Consider the following 17693-nt stretch of genomic DNA (forward strand, 5'->3'; position numbering starts at 1 on the left):
CTAATGGCGACACCCACCGATACAGAAATTATGAGCCGATGAGCGCCTGTTTTCCCCTCAATGGCGCAGCGTGATACTCCCCCGCACCTTGACTGTGTTTTATGCAGAACCCTCTATTCAATACATCCAGATTCTGAACGCTCATCATCCCTGTTCTTATTTCTCTTCGGTCTTAACTTCCCTACTTTGACAGGAATAAAAGGAAATATTTACAGTTAGTTATACTCAGGAATGGATTATGAAAAGGTGTAACAGAATTACCCTGCTTGCCCTTGCTGTTGCCGCGTCCTTTCAGGTCGCACACGCCGCTGACAAGGATGTATCAAACGCATTACCTTCCCTCTCCAATGTCTCTGGCCAAAGTAAACACGTCGTTGAAACGGGGAGCTTCATCACGCTGCCAGCAATGGCAGGCAATGCACGAAATGTGCAAACACTCTCTGTGCGCTCGGGAGGCCTTTCGACCAACCTACAACAGGCGGAACATTACAGGGATGCCGTGGTTTATACAGGCCAGATGCCTTCACTGACCCGATCCTCAAGCGATCGCGATGACCTCATCATTGTCATGCGAAGCGATAACCGTTTCCTGGCACTGTATCCCGATCTGCACCAGCTGATTTACGGGGATGCCGCAGGCGAGCAGACGCGGGTGACCTTTGGCAAACCGCCTTTTCAGGAGACGGATTACCTGGTGCCAACCCTGAAGGATTTGGCACAGCAGCAGCTCACTCGTGAAGGTGCCAGCACCTACCAGGCTGACAAGGATGCTCAGGGCAATGTGGTCATTGATATTCTGGCTGGATTCTCAAAGGCGGCAGCAAAAACGATTGTCGATCATGAGGCTTTTGCGATTGCACAGGTGACCACCATTAACCAGGCGCTAAAAAACTCGAAGGTTGAAAAAGTGCGGGTAAGGCTGGTTGGCACCCAGATTATCGAACAGGATCATGCTATTACAACGGGAACGCTGTCTGACCTGAAAACGTTGTTCCACGCCGGGATCGAGCAATACAGCCCAGATTTGATTGCCGGTTTTTTTGAGGGTAACAGTAGCGACACGGCGATTGGTTGGGGATATGTCAATGGTCGCTATACCGTCAATGCCCTCTACTCCTCCACCGCCCTACGTCATGAGGTAGGGCACAATGTTGGCGGCGTTCATTGCCCTGACGGCAACGGTGATGGCTATGGGTGGGATAACGGCAAAACGAAAACTATCCAGTGCGGCAATGATATTGGGTATTACTCCAACCCCGACCTGCATGATAATTACGGCTCAGCCATCGGCAAGCAGGGTCAGGCCAATATGGCACGAGTATGGCGTGCTAATGCGGAAGCAATATCCGCCTACAGCCCTGCTGTCGTACCCTTTGAACATGAAGATGCTCATCTGCTCAAACAGCAGGCGGTATCGCTCAGTTCATCGAATGGCTATCTGCAACGCATAGAACTGGACGTGCCTGAAAACACGCGTCGTTTAGTTGTCAGCGCGGTGCCAGGCCCAAATCATGAAGAATCCAGCAAGTTTTCCCTCTATCTCAGCGAAGGGGGTTGGCCGTCACAGAATGACTATGACTATGCCAGCCGTGAACACTGGAATACCTTCCTGGGGGTGGCGACACCGGCAGCAGGAAAATGGCATCTGGCGGTGGCCTCAAAGAATACGGCCATTAAGGACATTGTTATCCGGGTGCAGGCCTTTACTACGGAAGGTGGCGATATTCCGCCTGATGAGTGGCCGACCTCGCTGCAAAACCCGGGTGCAGAAAACGGGAACCTGGACGGCTGGCGCCTTGAGAGCGGACAGTTTCGCGTGGTTTCGGGCCAGGATGGTATTACCCCCTTTAGTGGAAACTATTTCTTTACCGCGCGCAGCAGCGACAGTGCCGCCAATCACGCAGACCATGACCAGATGAGTCAAACCATTGCCCTGGATAGCGCCGCGGTTTCCAAAGGAAAAACCACCGCTGCGTTAAGCTTTATGAGCAATGGCTGGGGTGACGGGGATACGGGAACCGTGAGGCTGATTGCCAAAGATGCAAAAGGAAAAACACTGAAAACGGCTCAAACTCAGACGAAGGGAGAGTACAAACGCTGGCTGAACAATCAGCTTTCCCTTGCGCTGCCTGCGGAGGCCGCCCTGCTGGAGCTTCAGGTTCAGGCGATGAAAAAAGTGGGGGTCACTTCTGATGTTCATTTTGATGATTTTAAATTAGCGCTGAGCGAAGAGGATATTCCCGTCCCGCCGGGGAATCTTCCACCGGTCGCCAAAGCCAGTGCTTCACCTGCCGAGCTTACCGGTGCCGGAACGGTGACCCTGTCCGGAGCAGGGAGCTATGACCCGGATAAAGACGAGCTGAGCTATCAATGGCAGCAGACTGCCGGCCCGACGGTGGCGCTTAAAAATCCAGGCACCATGACGGCCTCAGTGAGTCTGCCGGATGTGAAAAATCAAACCAGCTATCGCTTCAGGCTGACGGTGACCGATACGCACGGGGCGCACAGTAGCCAGGAAACTGACGTTTTACAAAAGGTTAAGCCAGCGGGTGGCGCGCCAGAGTGGAGCAGCACGAAAACCTATGCAGCCGCCTGTGAGAAAGTCTCCTGGCAAGGAAAAGAATGGCTCAATGGCTGGTGGATACAGGGAACGGCCCCGGGTGCAGATGGTCTGTGGGGAGTCTGGCGCCCGGTGGGGGCCAGCAACATGCACGATAAATGTAAGTAAATAGCGAATGCCCGGTGAGAGTTTGCAATGCGTTAAGCGGCTCATCACTGGGCTATCTGTGGTTTCAGCAGTGGTAATTTAACGCGTGCTTAAAACCACCAACCTTAACGATCGAAGAAGCGTAGTCGCCAGCTGATCAGCGTGCGGGGCATGTTGCGGGTGTCATTGCCCTCAGTGCTGAAGTAATGCAGCTGCGGCTTGCCGCTTTTATCCGTATCAATGCGCCCCGCCCAGATGGCTTTGTCGGTGTACATCACGATCGCATTCTGGCTGTTGGCCGCCCCGCGCACCCACATGCCGATCACGCTGGCACCGATGTTGTCGAGATCGTCCTGATAGATAAAGACGTTGGCGGTGTCCACAAAGGACTGATACTCATCGCCAACCAGCTCGCGGAAGCGCTTATCCATCTGTTCATCGCGAAGAATGCCCAGCGTCAGCAGCGTGGCTTTCGGGCGCGGATCGCTTTCTGCACGCAGATATCGTCCATCGATAAACCCGCCGCCCGGCATCGACAGGCGACAGCCCCAGTCGGCATTGCTGAAAATTTGGAGCGCACCGCTGCGGCGCGGGATCAGCAGCAGCTTACAGTTGCTGGTATCGCCAATTCTTTCCACCAAAGCCATGCCGTATATCTTACGGGCTTCGGCGGTGTATTCATCGTGATTAAGGCCCGCCCAAACGCGAATATCGGTATTGACCGACCACTCTGCGCTGCGACTGAGCTGGAGCGTGCCGCCGCTCATGTTCGGCGCGCTCATGTTCCACCAGTTGCCTTCCCACTTAAAGTCCGGCGCGGCGTCCGACAGCAGGCTGATGCCTTCGTAATAAGCGCGTTCAATGCAGGCATCTGAGGTACAGCTGTCGAGTGATTTCTCCCAGGTTTCATACTGCTGATGCACCTTTTGTGAATCACCCTTTACCAGCATCGAGCGATAGATTGTGGTCATTGTGCTGTCGAGCCAGTGCAGGTTGTCATTATTACAGATGGTGTTTTCTACCGGGGTGGCTGCGCGCTGGCAGTTAACCGCCCAGGCGCTGGCCCCATGTAATACCATGAATAACATCATAAAATTCAGCAGGTGACGCAGCATGTTGTCTATTCTTTAGCCAGTGAGGGCGGCTATTCTGGCTAAATTATTCCGCCAATGCAATATAATTCATTCACCCTGGAAATAATTATTCCACGGTGTTAAGTCCTGGTATTAATGTGTCGCAAATACGCGCAGCAAAAGTTAATTGGAAATTAGGCGTAGGGGAATTGTTGTTAGCGATTACATATTAACTACAGATTTATTACAAAAACCGCAAAGTAAGAGGAAAGGTTATTCAGCCCGCAGACGCCAACAAACCGGTGGCAAAAGCACAGGCCGGAAATTGGCCGGCCAGAACAGAATGAACCTGGAAATACTAATCTTGCTGCGAGGGTAAAAAATCTTCGCGGATCGGGGTGAAAAGATCTAACAGCACGCCGGGTTCAACACAGACGCAGCCGTGCATAACGCCGGAACGCTTGTAAAGCGTGTCGCCCGCCCGGACGGTTTGTGTTTCATCGCCGATCGTGAAGCTGAACACACCGGACAGGACGTACGTCAGCTGTTCGTGGGGGTGGCAGTGCATTGGCCCCACGGCTCCGGCCTCAAATGAAACTTCCACGCTCATCAGTGAACCATCGTGTGCAAGCATTCTTCTGGTCACACCTTCACCAACGACTTCCTGAACGGTATCTTTTTTAAATACGAACATGGTTACTCTCCGGGTTGTGACAGGAATGGCGGGTGAACAATTTCGCTGCCAGTGATGAGTTTATATTAGTTACGATCTTACGTTCCAATCATCCGTATACTGGACGTTACCATCCACATAACGCCAGGTGATTTTGTCATACATCAGGGAAACAGATTCCATGTGGTTGATCTGCGAGTTCCCTGCCATTTTAGCGTTTGGCATACCTGGATTAATGCCCGTCACTTTCACACCCTCAATGGTCATAACGAAGTAACACTCTTCCTGTCCTGCGTGGTTAATGCGATACCAGCGAATCTCCGCGCTTTTCAACGTTTGACCAGTGGCAACGGCTTTATATAGATACGGGCTGGAGCTATCAAACTCCTTTTCAATCATCATCGGAGAATGTGAACGCTTGCCAGTGATCTTACCGTTGGCGCTGTCTACCGGAATGTTCAGACCGTGACTAAAGCCAACAATCTCTATGCTCCCCTCACGATCCTGAACATCTACAGCGCCTTTAATGTCTGCACCGCCATCGTCTTTAAGCCACATGTAAGCCGGAATTGGCATTTTACAAACTCCTTTTGGTTGTGATTTTCTTCGTGATAAACCAGTAGCAAACAATCGTTAAGAGCAACTGAAAGCCCACAATCGCCGCCATAGTGAAATTTGAATACGTCTGATCAGGCAATAAAGCCTGATAAGGCAACAAGCGAAACAGCGCCCAAAACAAGAAGGTAAACCCGAAGATTTTAGCTAACCGCCGCAACGTAGAATTACCCCACTCTCTGGGAATATCTGCTGGACTGACTTTGTGTGTCACGACACTGTACGTCGTGATAATGGCACTCGTGACAGGTACGCTAATTAATGTGTTAATCAGGATGCTGAAATAGTCGCCTAACGATTCCCAAACATCTGAATCAGGTTCACCCAAAATGAAGTGGGTAAACTTGTTAGCGCTCTGGAAATCGAAAAGCCCCTTAATAGAATTAACTAATCCATCATACGGAACTATTTTGGCAACCATCAGCATAACTACAACGAATAGCGCTATCTTGATGATTAAGCTAAGGACATGTTTTGCCATTGGCGATCACCTCAATCGTGCCGTATGCCTGTAGTTTCCTCATACAAGGAACATCTATTTTTTGGGTTCTCAATAGTGCATTACGCAACATGGCAAAATCAGAATCGTGTGGAAGGGTGATACAACTTTCTGATAGTACGCTTCATTAATTATAAACTTTCCTTGTAGAGCCATTAGTACCTCTTTAGTTATATAGGTATTGGTTGTGAATCGTACACCTACGCAACCAAATAAAGGAAAAACATCTTCAAGGATATTTCTGATTTTAGGCAACAGAAACCATAAAGCCCGTTGGTGGTAAGACAACGTGCGGAATTTATCCCTCTGGGCAATATTCCCGCCTCATCTCCAGATGTATATTCCAGGTCATGCCATTCCACTAAACACCGCCCCTCCTTCTGGTGGGCAAAGCCCTCGACGACCTGTTACGTCATCACGCCATATTTGATCGGCCCCACCGATCAATTTCGATAAAACGATCTATAAAAACAATTATCTTTCGTGTGCCCAGGCTGGTTATCCTTATCGTTTATTGATCGCAAAAAAGTCTTTAATTACGGTTGGTTATCCAGCCGGGGCTTGCTGCGTCCATTTGCCAGATAATCCAAATCTCGAGGTCATAAAGGCGCAGAAAGATGAAGAGATGTGCACGATGCAATAAAAAAAGAAGCGTCCTTGAGCGGTGGTTCGCCCTCGATAAAGAATTCTGCGACGAGTGCTTATTTGAGAATGACCGGGAAATCAGGGAAAAACGCATTATCCCCAACGGACGACGCACAGATAATCACGAAGAGAAATCGTAGCCCGATATGAAGAATCACATCGACGTCAGCGTCATTATCCCTGCCTTCAACGCCGCGGCTACCCTTGGTTGTCTGGTGAATAAACTTCTCAGCGAAACCCGCGTCTCCATTGAACTTATCGTTGTCGATGACGGTTCCACCGATAACACCGCAGAGGTTGTTCGCCAAATCCAGGATGAGCGGCTGACCCTTATCTCGCAGGCCAATCAGGGCGTTTACGCTGCCCGCAATGCGGCTTTAGCCATCCATCGGGGTGAATGGGTGGTTTTCCTCGATGCCGACGATGATATCGCCGACGGGTTCATTGAAAAGCGATGGCAGGCAGCGACCGCCGCGCAGGCCGACGTGACGATTTTTAACGGCTGGCATTCTGGTGCGGAGCATCGTCGAAAGGCGATTCACCGCAAGCAGCCCTATGGGAAAACGCTGCCGGGACATGCGTGGATCAGACACTGCGTTACCCACCGTGAATGGCCGCATTACCTGTGGCTGCAGATGGTCAGGTCATCTTACATCCGACAGCATTCGCTGCGTTTCCAGGCCGGCAAAAGCCATAAAGACATTCTGTGGACGATTCACCTCGCGGCGTGCAACGGCCGTTTCCGCATCGTGGACGTTAAGGATTATATCTATGTCAGCAACACGGCCTCTATCACGCACCGTCCGGATTACTACGACGTGCGGGCTGTGAGCTATATTGAGGTGATAGCGGAGATCGTCCGGCTGGCAGAACTGGAGCAGAACAAAAAAATAAGGGTGTATTTGTACCGGCACGCGCTGGTTGAGGCCCGACACTTTTTGGGGCTGTATCGTAACCGCGTGCAGGATAAACCTGCCGTGAAAGCCCGCTTTAAAGCGAATGTCTCGTTTGGCAGTTTGTTCAGAGGGATCAGCAGTTTTAGCGATGTGTTTTTCTTTATTAAGGTGGTGGGGAAGCTGTTTTGATGTGCTCTGGAGCCGCCTGCGACCGCGCAGCAACCAAATACCTAATCCAGTGATTTAACCGACTCCACTAAAGCCTTTCTGCCATCAGAACCGATTCGGTTCCACTTAAACAGCAGCAGCGCCAGATCTTCATCGTCGGTATAGAAATAGGCAGGTGGCACGTCCAGGGCTTTCGCGAGTTGATGGACAACGTCGATACTGGCCTGATGGACGCCCTGCTCATAGCGATTGATTCGCGCGCTGGCGACGAACTCGTCTATCCCTGCAAGGATGCCGAGCTTCTTCTGTGATAAGCCCTTTGCCAGACGCGCAAACTTGAGCCGCTCGCAAAAGATCTTCTGATAAGTAGTGGATTCATTCATGGCTACGATAGTCGTAGCTTTTATAGCTTTTCGATACTACGAGAAACGTAGCGAGAAAATCTCAGTTTCCAATAAGCGTTAGATAAACTCAAAACTGAGCGAGCGCTCCAAACTATCCAAAACTATATAAGCGTACTGGCACAGATATGGGATCTGGCACGCAATCGCTATCACGATGCGCCGCAAGATAATCCTTGGCGCGGTCATGCGCTCGAAGCAAAAAACAGCAAGGTCAGCTATGAAGTCTTCGCACCGGGAGAGCTGGCAAAGCTCTATGCCTTGCTTGATGACGAGATGAAGGCGGTAACGGCTATTGGTGCATACAGCGGTATGCGGATCAATGAGATATATACGCTACGTGAAAGCAGCATTAAAACTATCGAGGGTATATTGTGCTTTGAGATCACCGAGGGGAAGACTAAGAGCGCGGCGCGAATCGTCCCTGTACACAGCAAGCTAATCCCCCCCGTGAAATCATTGCTCAAAACCACGTATAATGGCTTTCTGTTCTATCACGCGTCAATTACAGACCGGGCGGATGGGAAGCGCTCAACGTGGCATACGCAGCAATTCACACGGGCAAAGCGTAAGGCTCTTGGCGAGCCTGCCGCGGAGAGAAAAGAGTTTCATTCACTCCGCCATGCATTTGTGCAACAGCTCGACCGCGCTCAAGTGCCAGAGGTTAGAATCGCGCTACTGGTAGGCCATGAGCGCGGAAGTACGGAGAGCTTCAAAACTTACTCGAAAAATGCAGCTTCCCCTATAGAGATCGGTAAGTATGTAGAACTCATCCATCATGAAGGAATAAACATCTAGCTCATGGGTGAGTTTAGCTTGCGAACCTTAGACTGCATGGTTCGATACGGGTAAGATACCTTATCAAAACAATACTAAGGTCTTGATATGGCTACCTCACCAGTTCTTGAACTTCAAGCTCTAGCGTGCGATCCCGGCTCCGACATTTTATCTGTACTCATGAAAGCCAAGATGATTGCAGTGAAGCTCGGCCTAAGCGATTTGACCGAGTGGATTCAGCTCGAACTAAATGGCTATCCCAGTTTTGACACAGTTCCTGAATACAGGAAAGGTCAATCGCAGTTAAAAGCATACAGCCCCCAACATCAAAGCTGGGTTCCACTTGTCGTTAATTTTAATGACGCAGAACTGAATGCAATGGTTTCAACGTTTCACATCACAGAATCTATATCATCCGTTAAAAAGATGAATAACAAAGGAGAAAACCCCTTTCTTCCTTTACCGGATTGGATGGCGGATACGTTATATGCAGGCATCGGTCAAAAAACAGAAATCGTGTGGGTTATTAGTCCGGGAATTTTAGAACATGTAATAACTACCGTCAGGAATAAAATCCTCGACTGGTCTTTAGATTTAGAATCAAAAGGCATTTTAGGAGAAGGATTGCAATTTTCACCAAGAGAAAAAGAGGTAGCACCAATGACTGTTCATAATGTGACCAACATACATGGCAACGTTAACAATGCTGGCGTTATAGGCTCTGGTAACGGGGACATTTCACAAAATAATACTGTCAATGCTGGAGACTTCAACTCGCTTGAAAAGCAGCTCAAGGATTGGGGCGCTAATGATGAGGATATTAAGAACCTTCATCAAGCTATACAAGAATCACCAGCCCCAACTACCCCGGACAATTTCAGTGATAGCCTTGGAAAGTGGGTTGTAAATATGATTGGTAAAGCATACGCTGGCACATTAAACATTGCTGCCTCTGCTGCCCCCTCCCTACTGACTAACGCCATTTGCCACTACTACAACATTCCGGTTTGAGCCATTACGTTACTATTTTAGCGGGGTTTATTACCCCGCGATTATGGATATATAACGCCAACACCAACGTATTGCTTGCGATGGAGATTCAGGAGAGATTTAGCGTTTAAAGAGAAGAGTAACCCTAACCCACAGCCTCACGATCAGAACGCGAAATAGGGTCATAAACGCCACAGAGGAAGGCAAATCGATATACAGCCCGCCCAGCCTTCGGCTGGGAGAGGCGCACGGGGGAAGTTGAAGCCTTAACCGTCGAGGGAGGGGAAAATATAAGCGTGCAATTTTTCAAGCCGGGCATACGTTTTTTTAGAGGGCTGTAATGATTAGTGAAGGTGAACTTTTATTGTGCTTCTGAATCCTATTTACATTCGATTGAAGATGCTTTTTTATTCAAAAACAACTCCCACTTTCTTAGAAGCTTTTCTTTATCTAGATTCACTGAATGATAACCAATTTTTTTTCCCTCAAATATTCTTGAATATATGCAGTCGACATTAAAATGAACAGTAAGTGTTTGAGGATTTATGCCAAGTTCGCCACTATCAAACATCCTATGGCAATCGGAGGTTAGGAGTATGCCATTACTCGTGTCCATGTTGTGTGAAAAACTATAGTCCTCCAGATGGCAAGCTTGAAGAAGTGTTTGTGCTGACTGCCCTGTAACCGCACATTTACCTTTGAAATTCAGTTCCACTCTTCTACGGAAACTTTGCTGATCACTAATTCTTCGTAACTGGATAGTACGTTCGACATTACTTGAAATTAACTTTAAATCTATCCCCTCAAGAGAGGTTGGTTTTTTAACATATTTTTCTTTTTCAGGTAACGCCATTATATTAGCGAGTCGCTTCTGAACACGATAACCAACCGCGATCAAATTATAGAGAAATTCTTCAGATTGCTGCTGATTGCGTGCAACACAGAGGGCCTCAGTTTTGTTTTTCTTCCTCATAACGAGGAGATATGTAAGGGTATTAAAGTAATAACACTCTCCGGGAATAATTCTACTATCATAGTACTGCAATGCTAACTCACGACTTTTAGCTATCTTATAAGCTTGCGAAACAGGCATTGTTCTAATTAAAACACTATACAATTCTTTGTTAAAGTAAAATTCTTTTGTTACTTCCTCCTTGACTGATGCAAAAGGAGATTTAACTTCATGCTTTTCTAAAGAAGTATTTTTATTTTTTGTTGTATCGGCTGGATTTATTTTAGTGTATGTGATACGAGAAAGAATGGCCATTCTCTCCAGTTCAGCTTTGGCTTCGATAGCAATCAATTCCTTGCGTATTCTATCTCGTTCAATAGACTCTTGGTTATAGGGTAAAAACTTGTTTTCTGATGAGGGTGGCACTGATTTATGAGGTGGCTTTGTTCTTTTAAATTGACGGAACTGAGCAGTGTCGACATTTACTTTAGCTAAGGTAACATCGACCTGGTTTTCATTAATCAGAAAGGGTTTTCTAGCAACCTTTCCTTTGATTTTAATTTCATAATTTAAAGACCTCATCATCTCTAAAAGTTCTTGCTTCTTTTCTTTAGAAGTAATAGGGTTATTTACTATTTTGAGGTATTCATCTTTAACTCGAAGTAACTCATTTAATGTCATCGATTGCGCATAGGCTTTTCTTTTTAACTCCTTCGCTTGCTTACTTGAGTTAACAATATTAGAAATAGAGTTTTCAGGCCCGATTTTATCTACAGCCTGCAACAAGGCATCTGCTAGTATATTATTTTTCATTGGTAGTTTGCCCTCCCCTTGACATTCCGCACATTATAAAATAATCAATTAAGAGTATAAGCTAATAATTTTCGCGGACAACCTGGTCATACCGCTCAATAAAAGTTATTATTTTCTCGCCATCATACGTTGCTAACCATTTATCCATAGCACTTTCAAATAACGGTATAAAATCTAAATAATTAAAAAATACTATCCCATCATGCTCTCTTGTGGGTGTACTGACTGGGCCAATACTATAGCTTATACGTCTTTCAACACCCTGTATTACTTTACGGGAGTTGAGGTTTGTCATATGAAGAAGTGAATGCCTTAACTCATAAAGCTCGTTTGATGTTATTTTTAGCGTCGATAGCTCACAATATTTATCAAGCCAAACTGGAAAGGCTTTATTTACATCACCAAATTCTAAAAAAGCCACAGTGTCGATAAATGACATTAACAATTTAATACTTGAAAGATAATGTTTATTATTAAAAAGAAGATGTATCGCTTTGACATGATCATCTACTAACAAATCTTTAATGTAAAAACGCCCATTAACTATGTATTTATCTAAATAGTCAGGCATATCTCTCACTCCCGGTATTGAATTAGAGGGAAAGTCATCTCTTCTTAGTTCTTTATTGACGTCAATATTTCCATCCACCTTTATTTGTCCATTAACAACAGCAGTACATATAACTAATGGATTATCTGTTGCCCTTTTGGCTTGCAGGGCAAGCTCATAAACTAACGTCGCAATTCCTCTTCTAGCTAAAGCCATGTAACGCCCCACAGATAAGGTTTTATTAGTTCCAAGGCACTGTGGACTGACGTCAAAGTATTCACACGAGCATAAGTCAGAATTAATATTCTTTTTCAAGAAAGAAAGTTTCTCATCATCGCTCCCCGATAAATTATGAGTAGCGATTCCTACATGGCTGATAGATTTACCATCGGAGGAGAAGTAAAATAAATTATAGACTTCCTCTAACATGTTTTGTCCTCTTCACCGGTTAACCCGTACGTTGAACCAGCCTTGTGAATTAGAACAATATAAGTCATAAAGCCCCGTTGGGGGTATAGCAACAAGCGGAGCCTATGGCAACTACATCACAGTTATGTCAGTTGGTGAGGCTTATCAGGATGACCATGTACCCAAGGGGAGCGAGGCCGAACCGCTGGCAGAGCTTGCATATGGTCTGCAAGTACCGTGACCACCATAAACCTGTTTATCCCTCGCGACGGCGACAGAACGGGGGCATCGGGCTAAAATGCGCTTCACTAAAAGTTTTTGGGATTGTTTAGAGACGGTGGCTACGTCATAGCTTTCAAGTTGAGTCAGTACGTGTTTGACGCCTGGAACTACACGCCGCTATAAGTTAACATCCCAATTACCACTATCAACCACAGCGGCTTTTTCAAGGGACATAACAGAGCATTTCTTACAGGCAAAATGGACAGATTCTATTGTCTAACTAGCTGTATTGTAAGTAATTTAGTGACTTGGTGCCGAAGGCCGGACTCGAACCGGCACGTATTTCTACGGTTGATTTTGAATCAACTGCGTCTACCGATTTCGCCACTCCGGCACGGAAGGGATACGCTGATAGCGGGTGGCATTATACCCGTTGCATAGCCCTGCGCAAGCCTTGCCCGGCGTAAGCCCTTCTGAACGACGAAAAAATCGTCACCCCTCACACCTTCCCTGCCTTTCTGGAACCGTGCTCGCAAAATGCCGCAACGTGACCGCGGCGGTTTACATTTTTTGTGCGTTGTTATCTGATCCCGTTACTTGTTTCGCTAATCACCATCCGAACCAATCAGGACAACGTATGCGGTTTTATCAGGTCGATCCCGTGCTGGAGAACTACTGGCGCGGCATCATCCTTTTTGGCAAAAATGTCGCATCCTACAAGTTTGCGCTGGCGAGCGCGCTGTATGACCTGAAGCGCGACAGCAGCGATCTGATTCTGCTTGAAGATCTCGCCGTACCGTTCAGCGAGCATCTTTGCCGCCATCTTCAGCATGCGCCAAAGCAAATCACGTCAAAGAATAGCCAGTATCTCGCGGCCTGCGCGCAGTTTAATGCGAATGAAATCACGCCGGATGAACTTCGCGCGATCACAGTACGGCGTGGCTTCAATAATGTGATTGATGCATTTCATATCGTGAACAACGGTGAGATTGAGAAGCGCTTTTTCATCGACGAACGCAAGACGCACAAGGGCATTCGCCTGACCGAGAACTTCCATCATCTGACTGAGCGTCCGCAGTTCCGCAACCTTATTCATGAAACGGATGCCCGCTGGAACCTGGTTGAACAGGCCTGGGCGATGGGGGTTTCACGCAATCTGATTGCCGTGGAATACGGTGAAGACGACCAGCAGCTCTTCAGCATTCACAACGATCGTCGGGTGGCTATCGCCAGCTGTCGGGACAGCCTTAACGGCTATCAGAAAGGGCACTGTTTCTACTGCTATGCGCCCATCAGCCTTGACGCGGGGCATGAAGGCCTCGCCGATGTCGATCATTTCATTCCCTGGATGGCACGTAAGAGCGTGGAAAACATCAACGGCGTCTGGAACCTGGTGCTGGCCTGCAAGGGCTGTAATCGTGGCAAGCAGGGCAAATTTGCCCACGTGCCATCGCTGAATCTATTGAAACGGCTGCACTCCCGGAATGAATACTTTATTAACAGCCACCTGCCGCTGCGTGAAACGCTGATCCGCCAGACTGGAAAAACGGAAGCGCAGAGAAGTGACTTTCTCAACAAGGTCTGGAACACTGCGCAGCAGACGCTCATTCACCAGTGGGAGCCGCAGGCTGCCGGGCCGGATATATTCTGATGACCATCCCGTTTTATCAGCAGAATGCTGAAGACTTTTTTAACGCCACCGTCGGGGTGGATATGGCGTCGCTCTATGCGCCTTTTCTGGAACGGGTTGGGCCGCAAGGGAAAATCCTCGATGCCGGATGCGGTTCAGGGCGCGACAGCAAAGCCTTTAAGGCGCTGGGTTATGACGTGGAAGCGTTCGACGCCACGCCGGAGATGGTCGCCCTTGCGTCAGAGTATGCAGGCATTGCCGCCCGCCAGTTCACGTTTGCCGAACTGGATGAGCGCGAGCGCTACGACGGCATCTGGTGCTGCGCGTCGCTACTGCATGTTGCTGTGGCAGAATTGCCCGATGCCATGCAGCGCCTGGCTGCGGCACTGAAGCACAGAGGAGCCTGGTATGTCTCTTTTAAATACGGGAGCGGAGAGCGCGAAAAAGACGGGCGGCATTTTACTGATCTCAATGAGAAAGCGCTTGAGGCGCTGGTGAGCCAGTTGCCTGATATTGAAGTTGTTGCAATGTGGCAGACGCAGGACAAGCGGCCGGAGAGAAGTGAGACCTGGCTGAATGCGTTGATGCGTAAGCGCTGATTTTCCCTCACCCCAACCCTCTCCCCATAGGACGAGTGAGCTAAAGACAGCTCCGAATTTTCTTCCCCTCAGAGTAACAAGGGGTTAAACATAGTCCCGAATTCTCCCCCTCTCCCTGACCCTCTCCCCAGAGAGAGGGAAAACACTCCACTCACCCGCCACGCACCATCCAACAAATCACAATTTCCCGCCCCGTTCTGCCAAGCGCCGCCCGGTGCCATGCTCTACACTTCCTGTTCAACACCATAGTGAGGGAAGTGCGATGTCCATCATAAAAAGTTACGCCGCGAAGCAGGCGGGGGCAGACCTGGAAGTGTGGGAATATGACGCGGGCGAACTGCTGCCGGAAGACGTTGAAGTTCAGGTGGATTACTGCGGCATTTGCCATTCAGACCTGTCGATGATCGACAACGAATGGGGCATGTCGAGCTATCCGCTGGTTGCAGGGCACGAGATTATCGGTCATGTGGCAGCTCTCGGTTCTGCAGCGCAAAGCAAAGGCCTGAAAGTGGGCCAGCGCGTGGGCGTGGGCTGGACGGCACGTAGCTGCGGGCACTGCGATGCCTGCATCAGCGGCAATCAGATCAACTGCCTGGAAGGCTCGCTGCCCACCATCATGAACCGCGGCGGCTTTGCCGATAAGCTGCGCGCCGACTGGCAGTGGGTCATTCCGCTGCCGGAAAGCATCGACATCGAATCCGCAGGCCCGCTGCTGTGCGGTGGCATTACGGTGTTCAAACCGCTGCTGATTAACAACGTCACCGCCACCAGCCGTGTGGGCGTGATCGGTATCGGCGGTCTGGGGCATATTGCCATCAAGCTGCTGCGTGCCATGGGTGCGGAAGTCACAGCATTCAGCTCCAACCCAGCGAAAGAGAAAGAAGTGCTGGCGATGGGGGCAGACCGCGTGGTCAACAGCCGCGATCCGGAAGCGCTAAAACAGCTTGCCGGGCAGTTCGACCTCATCATCAACACCGTAGCGGTCGATCTCGACTGGCAGCCGTACTTCGAAGCGCTGGCCTACGGCGGCAACTTCCACACCGTCGGCGCGGTGATGAAGCCGTTGCAGGTGCCTGCGTTCACGCTTATCGGCGGCGACCGCAGCATCTCAGGCTCGGCGACGGGTAACCCGGCAGAGCTGCGTAAGCTGATGAAGTTTGCCGGGCGCGCGAAAGTGGCTCCAACAACGGAGCTGTTCCCGATGTCGAAAATCAACGACGCGCTGAAGCACGTGCGTGAAGGCAAGGCACGCTATCGCGTGGTGCTGAAGGCGGATTTTTGATGTGAAAGAGGGCATCGTTTGATGCCCTCTTAATTGTCTTCCAGTAATAAGTGAGCACCTACTCACTCCACCAGCATTTTCACCACGGCCTTGCGCACCTTCGCCGGCTTACCGACTGCGCACAATGGCTTATGCACTTCGCCAGGGTAAAACACCACAAAATCCCCTTCGCTCAGCACCACGGTTTTTTCCTGCACGCCTTCCGGCAAAAACGCGATGTCTTTGTCCGCCAGCCAGTCTGTATCCGGCTTGCCCGCAGGCTGAGTGCTGAAGGTCATTCCTTCCTGCCCTTTCAGGACGATCTGGATATCCAGATACTTCGCGTGATATTCAGCTCGGCGATCAGCAAACGGCTCGGTGCTGTCTTCTGAAATCAGATAAAACAGGCGGTTGCCGTCGATATCGTGCTTGCCCAGCGGCGTGGCGTCCGTAACCTGCGCTTTGATATGCTCAATGGCCTGGCGCAGTTCCAGGGGTAACCAGTCGTACAGATGGTGAATATTTCCGGCGATCATTAAAACCTCCAAATATAAAACAACGTTTCATTTTCACATTTTATACGCCGAATGCCCGTGCCATACCACCGTTTTTTTGTGGATATTTGCCCTGGCGCACCTTTCCGCAGGCAAACGATTTCCTTTCTGTGTATGAACCCCTTGATCGCCACAGCCAACTGCGTATAATGCCAGCCGTTTTGCCGGGAGGAAGCATGGTCAACTGCGTACGACATTCTGTCTTACCGCGTCTGAAAACAGGCGCTGGCCTGCCGTTTTTCTCCCGTTGCATCCCCGAATTCAAGAAGCCCCTTTTTAAGGGGCTTTTTTTTTGCCCAGGCGTCAGGAGATAAACATGGCTAACCCGCTATATCAAAAACATATCATTTCCATAAACGATCTCAGCCGCGAAGACCTTGAACTGGTGCTGGCGACTGCCGCCAAACTGAAGGCGCATCCGCAGCCGGAGCTGCTGAAGCATAAGGTGATCGCCAGCTGCTTCTTTGAAGCCTCCACCCGCACCCGTCTGTCGTTTGAAACCTCGATGCACCGCCTGGGCGCAAGCGTCGTCGGCTTCTCCGACAGCGCCAATACGTCGCTGGGCAAAAAAGGCGAAACCCTGGCGGATACCATTTCCGTTATCAGCACCTACGTCGACGCCATTGTGATGCGCCACCCGCAGGAAGGCGCGGCGCGTCTGGCCACGGAGTTTTCCGGCGGTATTCCGGTACTCAACGCGGGCGATGGGGCGAACCAGCATCCGACGCAGACACTGCTGGATCTGTTCACCATCCAGGAAACCCAGGGTCGTCTGGAAAACCTCAGCATCGCGATGGTCGGCGACCTGAAATATGGCCGCACCGTCCATTCGCTGACCCAGGCGCTGGCGAAATTTAACGGCAACCGCTTTTACTTTATCGCCCCGGAGGCGCTGGCCATGCCGCAGTACATCCTGGATATGCTGGACGAAAAAGGCATTGCCTGGAGCCTGCATGGCACCATCGAAGAGGTGATGGCGGAGGTGGACATTCTGTACATGACCCGCGTGCAGAAGGAGCGTCTGGATCCGTCCGAATATGCCAACGTGAAGGCGCAGTTTGTCCTGCGTGCTGCGGATCTGGAAGGCGCGCGCAGCAATATGAAGGTCCTGCATCCGCTGCCGCGCATTGATGAAATCACCACCGACGTCGATAAAACGCCACACGCCTGGTATTTCCAGCAGGCGGGCAACGGCATCTTCGCGCGCCAGGCTCTGCTGGCGCTGGTTCTGAACAGCGACCTGGCACTGTAAGGAGAAAA

Annotated in this window: 16 protein-coding genes, 1 tRNA gene and 2 pseudogenes; 9 read left to right on the forward strand and 10 right to left on the reverse strand. The window is 49.6% G+C overall.

Features of this window, described 5'->3' with window-relative positions; genetic code table 11:
* Positions 1 to 238: 238 nt before the first annotated feature.
* Positions 239 to 2728 (forward strand): hypothetical protein, encoded by a 2490-nt coding sequence (locus CRO87_RS22710; protein WP_217992668.1) that lies wholly within the window; start codon positions 239 to 241, stop codon positions 2726 to 2728.
* 104 nt (positions 2729 to 2832) lie between these two features.
* On the opposite strand, the gene CRO87_RS09250 is transcribed toward CRO87_RS22710, so the two are convergent.
* From CRO87_RS09250 to CRO87_RS22940, 5 genes and pseudogenes are all read right to left on the reverse strand, one after another.
* On the reverse strand, positions 2833 to 3786 hold the full coding sequence (locus CRO87_RS09250) for a lysozyme inhibitor LprI family protein (RefSeq protein WP_255252502.1): 954 nt from the start codon (positions 3784 to 3786) through the stop codon (positions 2833 to 2835).
* 352 nt (positions 3787 to 4138) lie between these two features.
* A complete protein-coding gene (locus CRO87_RS09255) occupies positions 4139 to 4474 on the reverse strand; it encodes a cupin domain-containing protein (RefSeq protein ID WP_097162638.1) in 336 nt (111 codons plus the stop codon).
* A gap of 69 nt (positions 4475 to 4543) precedes the next feature.
* The gene (locus CRO87_RS09260) at positions 4544 to 5029 is read right to left on the reverse strand and encodes an Hcp family type VI secretion system effector (protein WP_097162639.1); all 486 of its coding nucleotides are present in this window, start codon (positions 5027 to 5029) and stop codon (positions 4544 to 4546) included.
* Position 5030: 1 nt separating this feature from the next.
* On the reverse strand, positions 5031 to 5549 hold the full coding sequence (locus CRO87_RS09265) for a hypothetical protein (RefSeq protein WP_097162640.1): 519 nt from the start codon (positions 5547 to 5549) through the stop codon (positions 5031 to 5033).
* Positions 5530 to 5688: pseudogene (locus CRO87_RS22940) on the reverse strand (DUF2778 domain-containing protein); the annotation flags it as partial. The gene CRO87_RS09265 and the pseudogene CRO87_RS22940, both read right to left, overlap by 20 nt.
* A 670-nt stretch (positions 5689 to 6358) precedes the next feature.
* Here CRO87_RS22940 and CRO87_RS09275 point away from each other — a divergent pair.
* A complete protein-coding gene (locus CRO87_RS09275) occupies positions 6359 to 7297 on the forward strand; it encodes a glycosyltransferase (RefSeq protein ID WP_097162642.1) in 939 nt (312 codons plus the stop codon).
* 41 nt (positions 7298 to 7338) lie between these two features.
* Here the strand turns inward: CRO87_RS09275 and CRO87_RS09280 are convergent, their stop codons facing one another.
* A complete protein-coding gene (locus CRO87_RS09280) occupies positions 7339 to 7659 on the reverse strand; it encodes a helix-turn-helix domain-containing protein (RefSeq protein WP_097162643.1) in 321 nt (106 codons plus the stop codon).
* Positions 7660 to 7737: 78 nt separating this feature from the next.
* Here CRO87_RS09280 and CRO87_RS09285 point away from each other — a divergent pair.
* Positions 7738 to 8475, forward strand: a pseudogene (locus tag CRO87_RS09285) (site-specific integrase); the annotation flags it as partial.
* 87 nt (positions 8476 to 8562) lie between these two features.
* Positions 8563 to 9465 carry an abortive phage resistance protein gene (locus CRO87_RS09290; protein WP_097162644.1) on the forward strand — a complete coding sequence of 301 codons (903 nt, stop codon included), beginning with the start codon at positions 8563 to 8565 and terminating at the stop codon, positions 9463 to 9465.
* A 358-nt stretch (positions 9466 to 9823) separates the two neighbouring features.
* Here the strand turns inward: CRO87_RS09290 and CRO87_RS09295 are convergent, their stop codons facing one another.
* The 3 genes from CRO87_RS09295 to CRO87_RS09305 all read right to left on the reverse strand — a co-directional run bounded on the left by CRO87_RS09295 (position 9824) and on the right by CRO87_RS09305 (position 12783).
* On the reverse strand, positions 9824 to 11209 hold the full coding sequence (locus CRO87_RS09295; RefSeq protein WP_097162645.1) for an HNH endonuclease signature motif containing protein: 1386 nt from the start codon (positions 11207 to 11209) through the stop codon (positions 9824 to 9826).
* A 61-nt stretch (positions 11210 to 11270) separates the two neighbouring features.
* The gene (locus CRO87_RS09300; protein WP_097162646.1) at positions 11271 to 12188 is read right to left on the reverse strand and encodes a hypothetical protein; all 918 of its coding nucleotides are present in this window, start codon (positions 12186 to 12188) and stop codon (positions 11271 to 11273) included.
* Between the two features lie 510 nt (positions 12189 to 12698).
* Positions 12699 to 12783: transfer RNA gene (locus tag CRO87_RS09305), tRNA-Leu, on the reverse strand.
* 243 nt (positions 12784 to 13026) lie between these two features.
* On the opposite strand from CRO87_RS09305, the gene CRO87_RS09310 reads away from it, so the two are divergent.
* From CRO87_RS09310 to CRO87_RS09320, 3 genes are all read left to right on the forward strand, one after another.
* A complete protein-coding gene (locus tag CRO87_RS09310; protein ID WP_097162647.1) occupies positions 13027 to 14040 on the forward strand; it encodes an HNH endonuclease domain-containing protein in 1014 nt (337 codons plus the stop codon).
* Positions 14040 to 14618, forward strand: coding sequence for a bifunctional 2-polyprenyl-6-hydroxyphenol methylase/3-demethylubiquinol 3-O-methyltransferase UbiG (locus tag CRO87_RS09315; RefSeq protein WP_097162648.1), 579 nt, complete (start codon positions 14040 to 14042; stop codon positions 14616 to 14618). The genes CRO87_RS09310 and CRO87_RS09315 overlap by 1 nt, the downstream gene beginning before the upstream one ends.
* Positions 14619 to 14880: 262 nt before the next feature.
* A complete protein-coding gene (locus CRO87_RS09320; protein WP_097162649.1) occupies positions 14881 to 15900 on the forward strand; it encodes an NAD(P)-dependent alcohol dehydrogenase in 1020 nt (339 codons plus the stop codon).
* A 62-nt stretch (positions 15901 to 15962) separates the two neighbouring features.
* On the opposite strand, the gene CRO87_RS09325 is transcribed toward CRO87_RS09320, so the two are convergent.
* The gene (locus CRO87_RS09325) at positions 15963 to 16415 is read right to left on the reverse strand and encodes a YhcH/YjgK/YiaL family protein (protein ID WP_097162650.1); all 453 of its coding nucleotides are present in this window, start codon (positions 16413 to 16415) and stop codon (positions 15963 to 15965) included.
* 194 nt (positions 16416 to 16609) lie between these two features.
* On the opposite strand from CRO87_RS09325, the gene pyrL reads away from it, so the two are divergent.
* Positions 16610 to 16747 carry a pyr operon leader peptide gene (gene pyrL / locus CRO87_RS09330; RefSeq protein ID WP_097162651.1) on the forward strand — a complete coding sequence of 46 codons (138 nt, stop codon included), beginning with the start codon at positions 16610 to 16612 and terminating at the stop codon, positions 16745 to 16747.
* A gap of 2 nt (positions 16748 to 16749) precedes the next feature.
* Positions 16750 to 17685: an aspartate carbamoyltransferase gene (gene pyrB, locus CRO87_RS09335; protein WP_097162652.1), complete on the forward strand. Its 936-nt coding sequence runs from the start codon at positions 16750 to 16752 to the stop codon at positions 17683 to 17685.
* Positions 17686 to 17693 lie beyond the last annotated feature (8 nt).

The organism is Enterobacter sp. CC120223-11, from assembly GCF_900215375.1.
Classification (GTDB): domain Bacteria; phylum Pseudomonadota; class Gammaproteobacteria; order Enterobacterales; family Enterobacteriaceae; genus Scandinavium.